General features: G+C 70.1%; 16 protein-coding genes, 1 pseudogene and 1 riboswitch. Of the genes and pseudogenes, 6 read left to right on the top strand and 11 right to left on the bottom strand.

From position 1 onward, the window contains the following. From CQZ88_RS30165 to CQZ88_RS03785, 4 genes and pseudogenes are all read left to right on the top strand, one after another. Nucleotides 1-194: pseudogene (locus tag CQZ88_RS30165) on the top strand (hypothetical protein); the annotation flags it as partial. Between the two features lie 72 nt (nt 195-266). Beyond that, nucleotides 267-2,459, top strand: a complete 2,193-nt coding sequence (locus CQZ88_RS03795; protein WP_102799271.1) for a malate synthase G — start codon at nt 267-269, stop codon at nt 2,457-2,459. A 109-nt stretch (nt 2,460-2,568) separates the two neighbouring features. After that, nucleotides 2,569-4,323, top strand: coding sequence for a VWA domain-containing protein (locus tag CQZ88_RS03790; protein WP_102799268.1), 1,755 nt, complete (start codon nt 2,569-2,571; stop codon nt 4,321-4,323). Nucleotides 4,324-4,327: 4 nt separating this feature from the next. Beyond that, on the top strand, nt 4,328-5,482 hold the full coding sequence (locus tag CQZ88_RS03785; protein ID WP_029543838.1) for a metallophosphoesterase: 1,155 nt from the start codon (nt 4,328-4,330) through the stop codon (nt 5,480-5,482). A 151-nt stretch (nt 5,483-5,633) separates the two neighbouring features. Here the strand turns inward: CQZ88_RS03785 and gcvP are convergent, their stop codons facing one another. From gcvP to CQZ88_RS03730, 11 genes are all read right to left on the bottom strand, one after another. Continuing rightward, nucleotides 5,634-8,486 carry an aminomethyl-transferring glycine dehydrogenase gene (gcvP, locus tag CQZ88_RS03780; RefSeq protein WP_006936776.1) on the bottom strand — a complete coding sequence of 951 codons (2,853 nt, stop codon included), beginning with the start codon at nt 8,484-8,486 and terminating at the stop codon, nt 5,634-5,636. Between the two features lie 170 nt (nt 8,487-8,656). After that, nucleotides 8,657-8,751, bottom strand: a riboswitch (glycine riboswitch). 73 nt (nt 8,752-8,824) lie between these two features. After that, the gene (locus tag CQZ88_RS03775; protein WP_102799267.1) at nt 8,825-9,451 is read right to left on the bottom strand and encodes a MerR family transcriptional regulator; all 627 of its coding nucleotides are present in this window, start codon (nt 9,449-9,451) and stop codon (nt 8,825-8,827) included. Between the two features lie 259 nt (nt 9,452-9,710). Next, nucleotides 9,711-10,184 carry a bifunctional nuclease family protein gene (locus tag CQZ88_RS03770; protein WP_029543844.1) on the bottom strand — a complete coding sequence of 158 codons (474 nt, stop codon included), beginning with the start codon at nt 10,182-10,184 and terminating at the stop codon, nt 9,711-9,713. Nucleotides 10,185-10,297: 113 nt separating this feature from the next. Next, a complete protein-coding gene (locus CQZ88_RS03765) occupies nt 10,298-11,035 on the bottom strand; it encodes a MerR family transcriptional regulator (RefSeq protein WP_029543847.1) in 738 nt (245 codons plus the stop codon). Further along, on the bottom strand, nt 11,035-11,502 hold the full coding sequence (garA, locus tag CQZ88_RS03760) for a glycogen accumulation regulator GarA (RefSeq protein WP_006936772.1): 468 nt from the start codon (nt 11,500-11,502) through the stop codon (nt 11,035-11,037). Before garA ends, CQZ88_RS03765 begins: the two co-directional genes overlap by 1 nt. A 174-nt stretch (nt 11,503-11,676) precedes the next feature. Beyond that, the gene (gene gcvH / locus CQZ88_RS03755) at nt 11,677-12,081 is read right to left on the bottom strand and encodes a glycine cleavage system protein GcvH (protein ID WP_006936771.1); all 405 of its coding nucleotides are present in this window, start codon (nt 12,079-12,081) and stop codon (nt 11,677-11,679) included. A gap of 43 nt (nt 12,082-12,124) precedes the next feature. Next, nucleotides 12,125-12,865, bottom strand: a complete 741-nt coding sequence (locus CQZ88_RS03750; RefSeq protein ID WP_044475986.1) for a DUF881 domain-containing protein — start codon at nt 12,863-12,865, stop codon at nt 12,125-12,127. Between the two features lie 4 nt (nt 12,866-12,869). Then, nucleotides 12,870-13,226 carry a small basic family protein gene (locus CQZ88_RS03745; protein WP_029543853.1) on the bottom strand — a complete coding sequence of 119 codons (357 nt, stop codon included), beginning with the start codon at nt 13,224-13,226 and terminating at the stop codon, nt 12,870-12,872. 5 nt (nt 13,227-13,231) lie between these two features. Beyond that, nucleotides 13,232-14,098: a DUF881 domain-containing protein gene (locus CQZ88_RS03740; RefSeq protein ID WP_006936766.1), complete on the bottom strand. Its 867-nt coding sequence runs from the start codon at nt 14,096-14,098 to the stop codon at nt 13,232-13,234. After that, on the bottom strand, nt 14,095-14,712 hold the full coding sequence (locus CQZ88_RS03735; RefSeq protein WP_006936765.1) for a CDP-alcohol phosphatidyltransferase family protein: 618 nt from the start codon (nt 14,710-14,712) through the stop codon (nt 14,095-14,097). Before CQZ88_RS03735 ends, CQZ88_RS03740 begins: the two co-directional genes overlap by 4 nt. 76 nt (nt 14,713-14,788) lie before the next feature. Next, nucleotides 14,789-15,406 carry a CoA pyrophosphatase gene (locus CQZ88_RS03730; RefSeq protein ID WP_006936763.1) on the bottom strand — a complete coding sequence of 206 codons (618 nt, stop codon included), beginning with the start codon at nt 15,404-15,406 and terminating at the stop codon, nt 14,789-14,791. A 131-nt stretch (nt 15,407-15,537) separates the two neighbouring features. Between CQZ88_RS03730 and CQZ88_RS03725 the strand changes: the two genes are divergently transcribed. Then, nucleotides 15,538-16,476, top strand: coding sequence for a MoxR family ATPase (locus tag CQZ88_RS03725; protein ID WP_006936760.1), 939 nt, complete (start codon nt 15,538-15,540; stop codon nt 16,474-16,476). Between the two features lie 24 nt (nt 16,477-16,500). After that, nucleotides 16,501-17,469, top strand: coding sequence for a VWA domain-containing protein (locus CQZ88_RS03720; RefSeq protein WP_006936759.1), 969 nt, complete (start codon nt 16,501-16,503; stop codon nt 17,467-17,469). Nucleotides 17,470-17,881 lie beyond the last annotated feature (412 nt).

The following is a 17,881-nucleotide window of genomic DNA, read 5'->3' as shown; positions in this document are numbered from 1 at the left end:
CCACCCCGTATGATCTGAGCGATTACGGCTACTCGCCGATCACGATCGAGACCGCTTCCGGGCGCGCACAGTACGCCCGCGAGCGGTCGGCGCTCACCATCGCGCCGCGGCCCTGGAGAGGAGCTGCTGAATCGATGTACCGCCCCGGCGGCGGGTCGAACCGACCTGCCCGAAACTACCGGCGGGTAACGTGAGTGCTGTTCGTCGTGCTGCCCGTCGGCACCGCCGACGCGAGCGCACAGGTCCCGGAAAGAGTGAGGCAGGTAATGACTGAACGCGTGCAAGTCGGTGGACTCCAGGTCGCCAAGGTGCTCTACGACTTCGTCGTCGACGAGGCGATCCCCGGCACCGGGGTGGACGCGGCCGAGTTCTGGGCCGGCGCCGACAAGGTGATCCACGACCTCGCCCCCCGCAACCGCGCCCTGCTCGCCGTGCGCGACGACCTCCAGGCGCAGATCGACACCTGGCACAGCGACCGCAAGGACCAGCCGCACGACGCCGCTGCCTACAAGGCGTTCCTCCAGGACATCGGCTACCTCGTCCCCGAACCCGCCGACTTCCAGGTCACCACCGGTGGTGTCGACGCCGAGATCGCCACCACCGCCGGGCCGCAGCTCGTGGTGCCCGTCCTCAACGCCCGCTTCGCCCTCAACGCCTCCAACGCCCGCTGGGGCTCGCTGTACGACGCCCTCTACGGCACCGACGCCATCTCCGAAGAAGGCGGCGCCGAGAAGGGCACCGGCTACAACAAGGTCCGCGGCGACAAGGTCATCGCCTGGGCCCGCAACTTTCTCGACACCGCCGCCGCCCTCGCCACCGGATCGCACGCCGACTCCACCCGGTACTTCGTCGACGGGAAGGAGCTGAAGGTCGAACTCGGCGACGGCACCGTCACCACACTCGCCCAGCCCGAGAAGTTCGTCGGCTACCTCGGCGAGAAGGACGCCCCGACGTCCGTGCTGCTGCGCAACCACGGTCTGCACGTGGAGATCCAGATCGACCCCGAATCCCCGATCGGCAAGACCGATGCCGCCGGTGTCAAGGACGTCGTCCTCGAATCGGCCATCACCACCATCATGGACTTCGAGGACTCCGTCGCCGCCGTCGACGCCGACGACAAGGTCATCGGCTACCGCAACTGGCTCGGCCTCAACCGCGGCGACCTCGCCGAGGAGATCTCCAAGGGCGGCAAGTCCTTCACCCGCGCCCTCAACGCCGACCGCGTCTACGTCGCCCCCGACGGCTCCGACCTCACCCTGCACGGCCGGTCCCTGCTGTTCGTCCGCAATGTCGGCCACCTCATGACCAACCCCGCCGTGCTCGACTCCGAGGGCAACGAGGTCCCCGAGGGCATCCTCGACGCGCTGATCACCAGCCTCGCCGCCGTGCACGGCCTGTCCGTCGGCGAGGACACCGGGCCGCTCGCCAACAGCCGCACCGGCTCGATCTACATCGTCAAGCCCAAGCAGCACGGCCCCGAGGAAGTCGCCTTCACCACCGAACTCTTCGGCCGGGTCGAAGAGGTGCTGGGCCTGCCGGCCAACACCCTCAAGGTCGGCATCATGGACGAGGAACGCCGCACCACCGTCAACCTGAAGGCCTGCATCAAGGAGGCCAGCGAGCGCGTCGTGTTCATCAACACCGGATTCCTCGACCGCACCGGCGACGAGATCCACACCTCCATGGAGGCCGGCGCCATGGTGCGCAAGGCCGAGATGAAGAAGCAGAAGTGGATCCTCGCCTACGAGGACTGGAACGTCGACACCGGCCTGGCCACCGGCCTGCAGGGCAAAGCCCAGATCGGCAAGGGCATGTGGGCCATGACCGACCTCATGGCCGACATGCTCGAACAGAAGATCGGCCAGCCCAAGGCCGGCGCCAACACCGCCTGGGTCCCCTCGCCCACCGGCGCCACCCTGCACGCCACCCACTACCACCAGGTCGACGTGTTCGCCGTGCAGGACGAACTGAAGGGCAAGCGCCGCGCCACCGTCGACGACATCCTCACCATCCCCCTCGCCCCCAGCACCGACTGGACCGACGAGCAGAAGCGCGAGGAGCTCGACAACAACTGCCAGTCGATCCTCGGCTACGTCGTGCGCTGGATCTCCCAGGGCGTCGGCTGCTCCAAGGTGCCCGACATCCACGACGTCGCGCTGATGGAGGACCGCGCCACCCTGCGCATCTCCAGCCAGCTGCTCGCCAACTGGATCCACCACGGCATCGTCACCGCCGACGACGTCGTCGCCGCCCTGCAGCGCATGGCCCCCGTCGTCGACCGGCAGAACGCGGGCGACTCCACCTACCTGCCGATGGCCCCCGACTTCGACGGCAGCATCGCCTTCCAGGCCGCCAAGGAACTGATCCTCGAAGGCACCACGCAGCCCAGCGGCTACACCGAGCCGATCCTGCACCGCCGCCGCCTCGAGTTCAAGGCCGCCCACGGCTGCCGAGCCTGAGCCACGGCCCACGGCCCCCGATCCACCGGATCGGGGGCCGTGGCGTCTCACCGGCCGATCACTAGACTCCGGGAACGGCGGGGCAGGCACGACGACAGGCAGGAAACACGTGGGTCGACATCGCGGCACGGGCCGCGCCAGAGGCGTCAGCAAGGGCCCGATCATCGCCGTCGCCGTAGCACTCGCACTCGTCCTCGCCACCGTCGGCTGGTTCCGCCTGCGCGAACGCATCGACGCGCAGGCCACCGAAGCCGCGCATACCTGCGTCGAAGGCGACGCGCTCCTCGACGTCGCCGCCGATCCCGCCGTCGCCCCCACACTGACCACCCTCGCCGCCCGGTGGGTCACCGACACCCGCCCCGTCGTCCGCGACCACTGCATCGACGTGCGCGTCACCCCCGTCGCCACCACCCCGGCCACGACCGCCCTCACCGCCGATCCCCGCTGGGACCCCACCCTCGGCCCCCCACCCGCACTCTGGGTCCCTTTCAGCAGCGACGCCACCGCGCGCGCGGCACAGGCCCTCGACGGCCAGACCCGCTCCCTCGCCACCTCCCCGGTCGTGCTGGCCGTCCCGGCCGAGCTCGAGCGCGCCCTCAGCACCGCCGGCACCGGATGGCGCCAGCTGCCCTCCCTCCAGTCCGACGGCAGCACCCTCGCCGGCCTGGGCCTCGACGGCTGGGCCGGCCTCCGCCTGGCCCTGCCCACCGGCACCGACGCCGACGCCACCACTCCCGCCCTCGAGGCCGTCGCCGCCGCAGCCACCGACGCCGGAACCGGTCCCCTGACCGCCGAACAGGCCGCCTCCCCCGCAGCCACCTCCGCCGTCGGTGCGCTCGCGCTCGGCGCCGACGCCCTCGGAGACGGCGCCGGACCGACCACCGCCGCAGCCCTGACCACCCTCGCCGACGGGCCCGGCGCCGACGGGGCGGTGCACGCCGTACCGATCACCGAGCAACAACTGCACACGGCGGTCGCCTCGGGTGGCGCCGCCGGCCTCGTCGAATTCGTTCCCGCCGGCCCCACCCCCACCGCCGACTTCCCCGCCGCCGTGGTCGACGCCCCGTGGGTCGACGAGACCCTCTCCCGCGCCGCCGCCGAACTCGCCGGCCACCTCCGCGAACCCGACGCGGCCCGCGTCCTCGCCGACGCCGGCTTCCGAGTCGACGGCCAGCCCGTCCCCCGCACCGACGCGGTTCCCTTCCCCCGCATCGAACAGACCCTGAACCGCGCCGCCCCAGCCGTAGCCGACATCCTCCTCGACCACCGGCGCGCGCCCGTCGCACCCCGCGCCACCACGATCCTCCTCGACACGTCCACGTCCATGGGAACCGTCGAGGGTGACGACACCCGTCTCGCCCACATCGCCACCGCCCTGGACCAGCACGTCTCCCGCTCGCCGGATGCCTCGACACTCGCCGTGTGGGTCTTCGCCCGCGACCTCGACGGCACGACTCCGTACCGCGCCACGGTGGCGCGCGGCACCCTCACCGCGGACCAGCGCACCGCGCTGACCGCCGCCCTGACCGGTGCCGACACCACCGACGGTTCCGCCGTCTACCGGTCCCTGGCCGCCGCCTACGTCGACGCCGTCCGCAACCACACCCCCGGCAGGCCCAACTCCGTCCTCCTGATCACGGACAGCGCCAACGACGACGACACCTCCCGCCAACGCATCCTCGACCTCGTCGCCGCCGCCGGCGACCCCGATCGACCCGTCCGGATCGACGTCGTGGCGGTCGGCGACGACACGAACCGCAACACCTTGCAAACACTCGCCGACCGCACCGGCGGTGCGCTCGTCCCCGTCGCCACGACCGACGGACCCGATCTCGCCGCCGCCATCCGAAAGCTGATGTCCTGACACCGTGATCCGCCTTCTCGTCGCGGGGACGTTCCTCGCCCTCGTCACCTTCTGGCTCCACCGCCGTCTCGTCCGAGCCCCCGGCCTGCGCGGCCGCTCGGCAATCGCTGCGAACACCGCGCTCGGCGTCCTCCTCGTCGTCGCTCTGATCGGCGCGCAGAGCGGCACGTCGCTCGACCCGCGCTGGGCCCGCCCGTTCGGATTCCTCGGCTGGACCTGGCTCGGCGTCGTGCTGTACCTGGTCCTCGGCACGCTCCTGATCGGGATCGTGTGCCTCGCGGCGCGAGCGGTACGCCGTTTCCGGCGCGGCGACGCCCACCCCCCGGATCCCTCCAGGCGGCGCGCCCTGCAGATCGCGACGGGCACGCTGACCGTCGCCGCGGTCGCCGCGGTCGGCTACGGCACGGTCGAGGCCGCTCGGCCCCGGGTCGTGCACACCCGGATCCCGTTGCGCCGGCTTCCGGCCGGATTCGACGGGATGCGGGTCGCCCTCGTCACCGACCTGCACGTCGGCCCGTCCCGCGGCCGCGAATTCACCCGTCGCGCGGTAGACCTCGTCAACGCGCAGCAGCCGGACCTGATCGTTCTCGGCGGGGACCTCACCGACGGCACGATCGCGTTCGTCGGGCAGGATCTCGCTCCCCTCGCCGACCTGCGGGCTTCCCTCGGGGTCTACGGAGTCAGCGGCAACCACGAGTACTACGCCGACGACGCGCTGTCCTGGCTCGATTTCTGGGAAACCCTCGGCGTACGCACCCTCCGCAACGAACGAGTCGCCCTGGAGCGCGGCGGCGATGTCATCGATCTCGCGGGCATTCACGATTACTCGGCACCGGCCCCGAACGAAGCGGATCTCACCGCAGCGTTGCAGGGCCGCGATCCCGAGCGCTTCGTCCTCTTGGCCGCCCATCAGCCCCGGCAGGTGTTCGAGGCCCGCGACCACGGCGTCGACCTGCAATTGTCCGGCCACACGCACGGCGGACAGATGTGGCCGCTCGGATACGTCGTGCCTCTGCAACAGCCGACGGTGACGGGACTCGACCGGTTCGGCGACACTCTCGTGTACACCTCCCGCGGTACCGGCGCCTGGGGTCCGCCGGTACGGATTGCCACCCCTCCGGAAGTGGCAATCCTGGAACTGAAGACCTTCCCCGGCTGACCTTTTCGTCTGGGCTGTTTTTCTGCTGTTGTTTCGCGGTTGAGGTGACGTGGGGTGTTGTTCGGTTATTTATAAAGTTCCGTTAGGCTCGGAATACTGTCCGTAGTCTTTCGGGGGCTGGGCTACCGACACCCAGCCCCCGAAAATGCGCTCAGCTGCTGTAGGCCTCCAACGGCGGGCACGAGCACACGAGGTTCCGATCCCCGTACGCCCCGTCGATGCGGCGCACCGCGGGCCACACCTTCGCGCGGCTCTGCCCCAGCGGATACACCGCGATCTCACGGCTGTAGGGGTGGGTCCACTCCCCGACCAGGCACTGGGCGGTGTGCGGTGCGCCGCGCAGTGGGTTGTCGTCCACCGGCCACTCCCCTGCCCCGACGCGATCGATCTCGCCGCGGATGGCGATCATCGCGTCGATGAACGCGTCGAGTTCGGAGAGATCCTCGCTCTCGGTGGGTTCGACCATCAGGGTGCCCGCGACGGGGAAGCTCATGGTCGGCGCGTGGAAGCCGTAGTCCGCCAGGCGCTTGGCCACGTCGTCGACCGTGACCCCCGTATCCTTCGTCAGCGGGCGCAGATCGAGGATGCACTCGTGCGCCACCATGCCGTTCTCGCCCGTGTACAGGACGGGAAAGTACTCGTCGAGCCGGCGCGCGATGTAGTTCGCCGACGCGATCGCCGTCAGCGACGCCCGCCGCAGGCCTTGGGCCCCCATCAGCTTGATGTACGCCCACGTGATCGGGAGGATGGAGGCCGATCCGAACGGCGCCGCCGACACCGGCCCACCGCCCCCGAGACCCGGTTCGGCCGGGTGGCCGGGCAGGAACGGCACCAGGTGCGCGCGCACGCCGATCGGCCCCACGCCGGGGCCGCCACCACCGTGCGGGATGCAGAAGGTCTTGTGCAGGTTCAGATGACTCACGTCGCCTCCGAACTTGCCGGGACGCGCCAGACCGACGAGGGCGTTCAGGTTGGCGCCGTCGATGTACACCTGCCCGCCGGCGTCGTGCACGGCACCGCAGATGTCGGCGATCTCGTGTTCGTAGACCCCGTGGGTCGACGGGTACGTGATCATGATCGCGGCGAGACGTTCGGCGTGGTCGGAAATTTTCGCACGCAGATCGTCGAGGTCGACGTCACCGTTGGACCGGCACGCCACGACCTCGACGCGCATGCCGGCCATGACCGCGGAGGCGGCGTTGGTGCCGTGTGCACTCGACGGGATCAGGCAGGTGTCCCGATGCTCGTCACCCCGGCTCAGGTGGTAGTGGCGGATGGCGAGCAGCCCGGCGTACTCGCCCTGGCTACCCGCGTTCGGCTGCAGGCTCACCGCGTCGTACCCGGTCACCGCGGCCAGCCACCCTTCCAGGTCGCCGATGAGCCGGCGGATGCCCGCGGTCTGCTCTGCAGGGGCGAAAGGATGCAGCGCCGAGAACTCGGGCCAGGTGATCGCCTCCATCTCGGTGGCGGCATTGAGCTTCATCGTGCACGAACCCAGCGGGATCATGGTGCGGTCGAGCGCAAGGTCCATGTCCGACAGGCGGCGCAGGTACCGCATCATCGCGGTCTCGGTGCGGTACCGGGTGAACGCCTCGTGCTGCAGGTACGCGCTCGTGCGCGCGAGCTGCCGCGGCACGGCGGGTGTGGCTGCGGCCGAGGTGTCCTCCGCCCCGAACGTGGCCAGGACCGCGGCCACGTCGGCGTCCCGGGTCGCTTCGTCGCACGAGATCCCCACGTGGTCCCGGTCGACGCGACGAACGTTGATGCCGGCCTCGAGCGCCGCCGCGACGACCGCGTCGGCGCGGCCGGGAACGCGGGTCAGCACGGTGTCGAAGAAGCTGTCGTGCACCACGTCGATACCGGCCGCCTTCAGCGACGCCGCGAGACGGGCGGCCTGGCCGGCCACGCGGGTCGCGATCCCGGCCAGGCCCTCGGCCCCGTGGTACGACGCGTACATGGCGGCGAGCACCGCGAGGAGAACCTGTGCGGTGCAGATGTTGCTGGTCGCCTTCTCGCGCCGGATGTGCTGCTCACGCGTCTGCAACGCCAGCCGATAGGCCGGTGCGCCGTCCGCGTCGACCGACACACCGACGAGCCGGCCCGGAAGGTTGCGGGCATGGGCGGCGTGCACGGCGAGATAGCCGGCGTGCGGCCCGCCGAACCCCATCGGCACGCCGAAGCGCTGGGTGGTGCCGAAGCACGCGTCCGCGCCCTGTTCCCCGGGCGGGGTGAGCAGAGTGAGCGCCAGCAGGTCCGCGCCCACCGCGACGAGCGCCCCACGCTCGTGCGCCGCCCCGACGAGGGGGCCCGCGTCGAACACCCGGCCGGAGGCACCCGGGATCTGCAGGACGACGCCGAAGAACTCTCCCTCGGGCAGGCCGTCGTCGACGAGGTTCGCGGTGACGATCTCGATCCCCAACGGTTCTGCCCGGGTCGCCAGGACCGCGGCGGTCTGGGCGAACAGGTCGGCGTCCACGACGACCCGCGCACTCCTGGACTTGCGGTTGGCGCGCTTGAGCAGCGTCATCGCCTCCGCGGCGGCGGTCGCCTCGTCCAGCATCGACGAGTTGGCGACCTCCATACCGGTCAGGTCCGAGACCATGGTCTGAAAGTTGAGGAGCGCTTCGAGGCGCCCCTGGCTGATCTCCGGCTGGTACGGGGTGTATGCGGTGTACCAGGCGGGATTCTCGATGATGTTGCGCAGCAGTACCGGCGGGGTCAGCGTGCCGTAGTACCCCTGGCCGATCATCGATGTCGCGACGGTGTTCCGGCCCGCGAGTTCCTGCAGCGCCGTCAGTACCTCGTGTTCCGACATCGGCGCGTCGAGCGACTCGAGTCCGTCCGCGACTCCGTCGGCCCGGGCGTCGAGGATGCCGGCGGGCACCGCCTTGACGGCCAGCTCGTCGAGGGATTCGACGCCGATGACGTCGAGAATGCGGCGCAGTCCCGCCGCGTCGGGGCCGACGTGGCGGTCGGCGAAGGTGTACGTAGCGGCGTCGGTCATCGCGACTCCCTGAGGTCGGAGGTCCGCATCCGCGCAGGGGGTCGCACGGTGCGTGTCCTCCCCCTCTGTCGCGAGCTCGCCGGGGCGAGCGCCTGAGAGATTCGGTACCGGAGCGAGCCGGCCCTTTCCCCGTGGGCGGGTGGGTGCTCCCACCGCTTTCCAGAGACGTCGGTGCCCGCACGGTCCTCGATGCCTGAGAGATTGACGGGGAGGTGCTGCTCCTTCGGCGTCCGGAACAGGTCCGGAACTCTCCCGCACGGCGGCGACGTATCACCGATTCTAGGGCACGGGGACACCCGGGCAGCACCGAGGCCGCAGGTGTTTCGTGTGACGAGCGTCTAGCCGATCCGCCGATTGACACGTTCGCGACGGCGGGAGGCCAGTTCGTCCTCGGGACGCTGCTCGATGTCGCCGCCGTCCGCCCGCTCGGCCGGGTAGTCGGCGATGCTGCCCGTCAACTCCCGCATCGCGCCGCTCACCGCGATCCCGAACACGCCCTGTCCGCCCTGCAGTAAATCGACCACCTCTTCCGGTGAGGTGCACTCGTACACGGTGGTGCCGTCGGAGAACAGGGTGATCTTCGCCAGGTCCCGCACTCCGCGTTCCCGGAGGTGGTCGACCGCTACCCTGATGTTCTGCAGGGAGATGCCCGTGTCCAGCAGACGCTTGACGATCTTCAGGACCAGGATGTCCTTGAACGAGTAGAGCCGTTGGCTGCCCGAACCCGCCGCGCCCCGGATGGACGGAACGACCAGATTCGTCCGCGCCCAGTAGTCGAGCTGACGGTAGGTGATGCCGGCGATCTGGCAGGCGATCGGCACGCGGTAGCCGACGAGCTCGTCAGGCACCGAATCGTCCGGGAACAGACCCGGCTGCATCTCGTCGGCGTCGAGAGATGCCCGTGACGGGGCCTCGCGGTCGACGGCGTCGAAGCTGAGCTGCTGTCCCTGCGGCCGATCTCCCACTGTTGTGACTCCCTCTCGCGTGCACAGGCGTGCCCCGGAACGAACGACGGGCGGATCCCCCACCCCATCCGATCGTCGAGCGCCCGCTTGACCCACCGAGTCGATCCGTAGCGATTCACTCAGCGTACGCCCCGTGCGAAAAGTTGGGCAGCAACACGCCGACCGGACAACGATCTTCCGGTCCTGTACCACTCGTCGCAGAGCGCGCCCCGGCCACCGTGACCGGGAGTCGCGACAGAACCTCGGCGATGGTCGACGATCAGCCGTCCGTCGCCTTGAAGTCGTCGGGGGACACGGATTCGAGAAACTCCTTGAACTTCTCGACCTCGTCCTCCCGCTCATCCGGCATGACGAGGCCCGCTTCCACCAGCACCGGCTCCTCCACGAAGACCGGCGCGCCGATGCGCAAGGCTACAGCGACCGCATCGGAAGGACGGGACGACACGCGCAGACCACCGTCGAAGACGAGATCGGCGTAGAACGTCCCCTCTTTGAGATCCACGATCCGGACCTCCTGGAGGGTGCGGCCGAACGCATCGACCAGATTCTTGATCAAGTCGTGCGTCAGAGGCCGGACCGGCTCGACACCCTGCTGTTCCAGCGCTATCGCCGTGGCCTCCATCTGGCCGATCCAGATCGGCAGATACCGATCACCGTCGACCTCGCGCAGCAGAAGGACAGGCTGATTCTGCGGTTGCTCGACCCGAATCCCCACTACTCGCATCTCGCTCATCGAGCCGCCTCCCATCCCTGCTGTGCGTCGGTGGCGAACCGTCCGCCGATATCCCCCTGAATTCTAGTGCCAACGAGCCGCCGTCGTCAGAGTCGTTGCCACCGCTGCCACACTCACCGATCGAGAGCGCCCCGAACGGCCGCCTTGACGAGGCACGTGTGCATCGTCAACGACAACGCCGCCAATTCCCGCACCATTTCCTCGGCCCGGGCGCGCGCCCCGACGTCCCGGCCCTTCGCGACCGGACCGGCGATTTGCGCCACCAGGCCCGCCTCCCGGTCGGCCGCGAGCTTGAAGGCACGCAGGTGCCGGACCTCGAGGCCGAACTCGGACATGGCCTTGGCGGTGCGAGCCAGCAGCACCGCATCCTCGTCGAAGAAGCCGGCCGCGCCGGGCACGATGAGCCCGGCGCGGATCAGCTCCGTGAGGAAGGACGATTCGATGCCCGCCTGCCGGCACAGGTCCTCCCGGCCGACCCGCACCTCCCGGTCCGTGCGCAGATCCTCCGGCGACACCTCGCCCGGCGCCACCGCCAGGGGCCGGGGCCGCTTCGGGCGGCTCTCCACCGAGCCCACCGTCGCGACACCACGGTCGATCGCCTCGAGCTGTTCCTTGATCACCTTCAGCGGCAGGTACTGGTCCCGCTGCGCGGTCAGCACGTACCGCAGGCGCTCGCAGTCCGCGATCGAGAAACGTCGATAACCCGACGGGGTGCGTTCCGGACTGATCAGTCCCTCGGATTCGAGGAAGCGGATCTTCGAGATCGTCACGTCCGGAAACTCGGGACGGAGCCGATCGAGCACGGACCCGATCGACATTCCCCCCGGTGACGGCTGGCGGGCAGCGGTCATCAGCTACCCGTGCCCTGCGAACCCCGCGGGCCGGTGAGGAACACCAGCCGGAACTTTCCGATCTGCACCTCGTCGCCGTTCGCGAGAACCGCCGAGTCCACCGGCTCGCGGTTGACGTAGGTGCCGTTCAGGCTTCCCACATCGACGACCTGGAACTCGCCCTCGTCCTGACGGAACTCGGCGTGCCGGCGGCTCACCGTCACGTCGTCGAGGAAGATGTCGCTGTCCGGGTGACGCCCGGCCGACGTCGTCGGCTGATCGAGCAGGAAACGCGACCCGGCGTTCGGGCCGCGCTTGACGACGAGCAGCGCCGATCCTGTGGGAAGCCCCTCGACCCCCGAGACGGGGGCCTCGGTCGTCCCCGTGCCCGCGCCGGTGGTATCGAGTTCGTTCAGGAAGTCGGCACGAAACACCGAAGTGGTTTCCGCAGGGGTTTCCTCGTAGCCCGCGTTGCCGTTCTCGCTCACCGTATCTCCTTATCCGTTCGACCCTTCGGGATCGCTCCCCCTGGGCCGCAGTTTCGTTCAGCCACGATCACTTCCGGTACGGACCCGCGCCCCGACCCGGCACACGCCTACCGTTGACCGTACCCTGCGCAACGTCCTTCGTGCAGGCAGACGCGGTCCCGGCCGGACGCGGCGTCAGTTCTGCGTGATCGCGCGGTACCCGTCCGCGTCGAGCGTGCTCGCCAGAGCGGCGTCGAGCTCGTCCTTGCTGCCGACCTCGAGGTCCACCAACCAGCCGGCCTCGTACGGATCGCTGTTGACGAGCTCGGGATTGGCATCCAGATCCGGGTTCACCCCAACGACTTTCGCCGTGAGCGGCGCGAACACGTCGGAAACGCTCTTGGTCGACTCCACCTCGCCGAACGAGTCGCCCGCGGTGATCTCCGCTCCCGTCTCCGGCAATTGCACGAAGACGACGTCGCCGAGCTGTGACTGGGCGTAGTCCGTGATGCCGACGCGCGCAGTCGCGTCACCGGTTCGGCGAACCCACTCGTGCTCCGCCGTGTAACGCAGATCGGCGGGTGTTCGGAACTCACTCACGACAGGTCCTTTCGGGCAGCGACATTCGCGTGGAACGCCGGGTTCAATTACCGGGCTGAGAGTATTGTCGCGGCTCGATCTCCCGCAAGGCGGGTACCTCGACCTGCGGCGACTGTTCGATCTGTACCGACCCGCCCGCGCGCGCCACCGTGTCGACCACGCCGCCGGGGATGTTCAGAGCCGCCGCCAGCGTGGGCGCGTCCCCGATCGCGGCGACGGCGTAGGGCGCTGCGATCGATCGATCGTCGACGACCAGCGCACCGGCAGTGCCGCCCACCCAGGAGTCCACGCCGATACGGACGGCGGGGCCGCCGGTTCCGGCGACCTGGACGGCCTCCGCCCCCGCGGCGCGCAGCTCCTGGATCGTGTCGAGGAGGACTTCCGGTCCCACGCCGCGCCGAGGGTCGGCAATGGTCAAGATCACTCCCGGACCGGCCGCCGGGGCGGTACCCACCTGGATCTCCAGGGCCGAGAGGCGCTGCTGCGCCTCCGCGAGTGCGGCTTCGGAGCCGTTCCGTTCCAGGCTGGCCAGCGTCTGTTCCAGTGTGGTGATCTCCTGCCGCAGCTCCGCTTCGCGGCGGTTGAGGTTGTCGAGCACCACCAGCAGGTCGGCCGGCCGAGCGGAGTCGAGCGCGTCGCCCGAACCGGTGTTCCTGACCTGCGTGGCGATTCCCACGCCCAGCACCACCATGAGCAGCGCCGCCAGGGCGGAGAAGACGATCCGCGAGCGGCGCGCCGCGCCGCTCTCGGCCGGTTCGTGCCATTCGTGCTTGCCCTCATGCATCCGGCTACGCCCCGAACAGTCTGCGTCGCAGCGCGGATGCATTGCCGAAGATCCGGATACCGAGGACCACGACGACCGCGGTGGAGAGCTGGGTGCCCACCCCGAGCTGGTCGCCGAGCCAGACGATCAGTGCGGCGACGAGCACGTTGAAGGTGAAGGAGACGACGAACACCTTGGCGTCGAAGATCTCGTCCAGATAGGCGCGTAGTCCCCCGAAGACCGCGTCGAGCGCGGCGACCACCGCGATGGGCAGGTAGGGCTGGACCACGTCGGGAACCTGGGGGCTGAAGATCACACCCACGGCGATGCCCACGCCGAGGGCCAGCACCGCATAGAGGGCGTATCCGCGCTTGGTCGCCACAGTCTTCACCGCTCTCCCGTTTCCCGTGCCGATGCGACGTCGCGTACCGAGGCGCCCGGCAACGCGAGGTCCGTCGCCTCCGTGATGGTGAAACCTACCCCGTACAGCTGTTGCACCCCCGACATACGCAGGTAGGCGTCGCTGACGACGAAGCCGGTCTGCAGTTCGGCCGGTGACCCGACGGCGGCGACCGTGTAGGGCGAGAAGACCGGCTGGTTGTCCACGAGCATCGCTCCCCCGGCCTGCCGGACCGTGACACCGGGACCGACCCGTACCCCGTTGATCGCGACGGCCTCGGCCCCGCCGGCCCAGAGGGCGTTGACGACCGACTGCAGGTCGCGGTCGAGGATCACCGAGGTGCTGCGGGCGCGGTCCTTCTCCGCGGAGTCCGTCAGGTCGGGACGCGAGGTCGGATCGGCGAGGGTGACTGTGATGCCGGGGCCGCGCACGGGAGCCGCGGCGGCGGCCTCCTCGGCTCGGGCGAGCCGGTCGAGCACCGCCGCACCCTGTTCGTCGTCGGCGAGCACCTCGATGCGGCGCTGTTCCACCTGGGTGGCCACGTCGTCGCGGGTGGCCGCAAGTACGTCGTTGCGGTCCTCGGCGGTGCGGACGGTGGCGAGGATCTCGTTGCGTGCCTGGTCGGTACCGGATTCCCGCTCGATGTTCTGGGCGTAGGCCACTCCGAGGACGAGTCCGGCGAGCAGGCCACCGAGGACCAGCCAGAGCCCGATGCCGACCCGGCTGGGCCGGGCGTGGCCGGCGGCGCGGTCGTGCGCCGCGGCCGCGTAGCCGGGGTCGAGGTGGTCCTCGAGAAGCGCCTTGAGCAGCGACGGCACGGGGTTGCGGCGGATCTGCTCCCAGTTGCGGCTCATTCGGTGGCAGGCCCTCCCGGGGTGGGTACCGCACGGGCCGTCCGCACCGCCTGCGACAGGTAGAGCACGCCCGTCCACACGTAGAGGGCAGTACCCCAGAGGAGGGCGGCCCACCCCGCGGGCGCGAGGACGCCGGCCGCGGCGGGAAGCGCTTCCGCGGCCAGCAGGAGCGGCAACGCGAACATCAGCAGGAAGGTGGCGCCCTTACCCAGGTACAGCACCTCCGGGGGCGGCAGGCCACGGCGACGGTAGACGGCCAGGGTCGGAGCGAGGACCAGCTCCCGGCCGATCAGAACCACGGCGATCCACCACGGCACTATGCCGCGGGCCACCAGGGCGAGGAGGGTGGTGACGACGTAGAGGCGGTCGACGAGCGGATCCAGCACCGCGCCGAGCCGCGAGGCCTGGTCGAGCAGCCGCGCGAGTTTGCCGTCGGCCCAGTCGGTGATTCCGCTGAGCATGAGGACCGCAAGCGCCCATCCGTCGGCGTGCCGGACGAGGACCAGATAGAGGAAGATCGGGATGCCGACCAGGCGGACGACGCTCAACACGTTGGGGACGGTGACGATGCGGTCGGATCGAGCCGGCGCACCGGCCGTCGTCGCGTCGTTCATCGTCCGTCCTGTCGTTCGGGTGGGGTCGGTTCCGACAGCCTTGCACACGCCTCGTCGCCGCCGGCCGGCCGACTCGTCACCTCCACGCGAACACGGGCTGTTCCAGGTCGTCGATGCGGGTGCTGCGACGGTGGAGCACGACTTCCCGGAACTGGTACACCACCGCCGCGGTGGGGGCGTGGACGAGATGTCCCCGGAACGGCCACTGGATCACCGGCTTGTCCGATTCCGGTATGGCAACGAACCGGGGTTCGCTGTCGAGCTCGGATGCGGTGACGGCATAGAGTGCGGCCACCTCGTCGGGGTTGGGCACGAGATCGTCGATCGCGGCATCCGCCCAGACGACGTACGGGGAGATGACGTAACCCGAGCGGGTGATGTAGTCGTCGAGGCGGCCGAGAATGCCGCCGGGGTCGGTTCGCAGGCCGAGTTCCTCGTGCAGCTCGCGCAGCGCGGCCACCTCGGGTGTCTCCCCGTCGTCGAGACGTCCGCCCGGCAGGGCGAACTGGCCGGGGTGCGCTCGCAGACGGGTCGGGCGGCGGGTGAGCGGCACGACAGGGTTGCCGTGCCCGTCGTCGAGTACGGCGACGACCACCGCCGCGTGACGCCGGCCTTCCAGCGGCAGGGAGCGGGGTTCGAACGCGGCGAGCGCCGACCCGATCTCGGTCGGGTCCAAGGGGTTCGGGACGGTCATTGCGTCGACATTAGGGGGTGGGTACTGCGATTCTGCGCATGGATCGCCGAATCGGTCCGCCCCGTGGGTCCACCCGGTGCATAGTTGTCCGAGGAAACGAACGGATCCCAGGGGTACACGAGGACGTGAGCATGCAGCGCACCACCCGACCGATGGCCGAGGTCCGCCGGGGAGTCGCGGACCGGGTGGTGGGCCGGGCCCGGGAAACCGACCTCCTGCTCGCTGCCATCGGCGCGGGGCGCGACGTGCTGCTCGAGGGGCCACCGGGCACCAGCAAGTCCACCCTGCTCGGCGCCATCACCGCCGAGCTCGGCAGTCCGCTGATGTTCGTCGAGGGGAACGCCGATCTCACGCCGGCACGCCTGGTCGGCTATCACGATCCGGCACGGGTGCTGTCGGAGGGCTACCACGAGGACAACTTCGTGCCCGGCCCGCTGGTGGCGGCGATGCGGGCCGGCGGGGTGCTCTACCTCGAAGAGTTCAACCGCTCGCCCGAGGACACACTGAACAGCCTGCTGACCGCGATGGCGGAGCGGCGGATCACGGTGCCGCGGGTGGGCACGGTCGAGGCCGATCCGGCGTTCCGCGTGGTGGCCTCGATGAACCCGTTCGACAACATCGGCACCGTCCGGTTGTCGATGAGCGTGCACGACCGGTTCTGCCGGCTGGCGGTGGACTATCAGGACACGCAGGCCGAACGTGAGATCGTCGTCCGGCGCACCGGGTGCGGGTCGGCGCGGCTCGTCGCCGACGCGGTAGCCCTCACCCGCGCCACGCGCGGGCACCCTGACCTGCGCGGCGGGTCCAGCGTCCGCGGCGCGATCGACCTGACGCTGGTCGCGATGCAGCTGATCGACATGCGGGACGTGCGCGGCGAGCTGCCGGACTCGGCCGACCCGCCGCGCGATCTGCCGCCGGACTACACCGGCGCCGTGCTCGACGCCCTGCTGGTGGCTTTGTCCGGGCGGATCGCGGTGGACGAGGTCGCCGAGACCACACCCGAGGCGGTGTTGCGGGAGATCTGGCAGGACCACTTCCTCCTTCGCCCCAGCTCCGCGGCCCCCGGTTGAAGAGCCGTCCCCGCGGACGGCCCCGTGCACCGGCGCGCCCAGCGTCACTCCACCGGTCGGGGAAAGCCGTTCCGGCGCAAGCCGAAGCAGCTGTCGACGGCTCCGACGCTGTACGAGAACCGAGGCAGCGGCCAGGGTTTGGCGATGGTCGGCGGTCCGCATCGTCAGGGGCGCAGCCCCGGAACGGGTCCCGGTGCGGGTCCCGGGATGACCGACGAGCCGGCCGAGGTGCTGACACTGGGCGAACTCGATGCGTCGGGCCCTGCCGGCGACGCCGAGGTCCGACGCCGGGCCCGCGAGATCGCTGCGCGCCTGTCCGTGCCGCGCCCGCGGCACCGTCGCCTGCCTCGGCGGGGCGTCGGCAGACTGCGAACCCTGCCGTATCAGGACGGCGCCGAGGAACTCGATCTCGACCGCACCGTCGAAGTGCTCGCGGAGGACCCGCTCGCGCGGTCGACCGATCTGGTGATGCGGGACCGGATCCGCGACCGCCGGAAGGTGGTGCTGGTCGTCGACATCTCCGGGTCGATGCGCGGCGAACGCATCCGCACCGCCGCGGCCGCGGTGGGTGCCGTGGCCGGCGAGCTCGGCCACGACGATCTGGCGGTGGTGGCGTTCTGGTCCGAAGCCGCCGTGCTCAGCGCTCTCGGTGAGCCGGTCTCCCCGGCCCGGCTCGTGGACCTGCTGCTCCGGATCCCGAGCAAGGGTCTGACGAACGTCGGCTTCGCGCTCGAGGTGGCGGCGCGTCAGCTCCGGGACGTACCCGCCGACGAGGGACGGGTGCTGTTGCTGTCCGATTGTGTGCACAATGCCGGGCCCGATCCGCGGACCGCCGCCTCCCGGCTCCCCCGGCTCGACGTGCTCGCCGACATCTCCGGCGAACACGATCTGCTCACCGCCCGCGATCTCGCTCATGCCGGCCGTGGGCTGGCCCTGCCGATCCGGGGCCACCGCGACGTCGCTGCGGCCATCTCCCGCGCGTTCGGCGCCTGACTGTGCGCGGTGTCTCTTGGGGGGTTTCGGTGAGAAGCGTGGAGTCGTGATGAAATTCGGAAAATATTTATGTTCCGTACTGGTCGGATTATGCAAGCCGGACTTGGGTGCGCCGAGCGGTCTTCTTCTTGAAATTATTGTGTTCCGTTTGCTTCGAATTCGGATGCGGCGGTGTCAGCGGGGCCCGCGCCCCTCCCCTCTCGTGCCCGAGGGGGCACCGCTCGGAACGGGCGGGAGAACCGCGCCGTCGTGGCTCGCTCATCGCGCCCGGTCCACGTCCACGCACAGGATCGCCGAGTCGCTCAGGGGCTTCCCAGGTACAACCGCCCGGCATGCTCGACGACGCCCGTCACCTCGCCGAAGGGCACATCCCGGCACCCGAAGTCGTGCAGCAGCCGACCGTCCTCCCCCA

The organism is Rhodococcus sp. ENV425 (assembly GCF_002887785.1).
Classification (GTDB): Bacteria; Actinomycetota; Actinomycetes; order Mycobacteriales; family Mycobacteriaceae; genus Rhodococcus; species Rhodococcus aetherivorans.
Note: the sequence above shows the minus strand (reverse complement) of the source record. Positions and strands in the feature narration are given on the sequence as shown.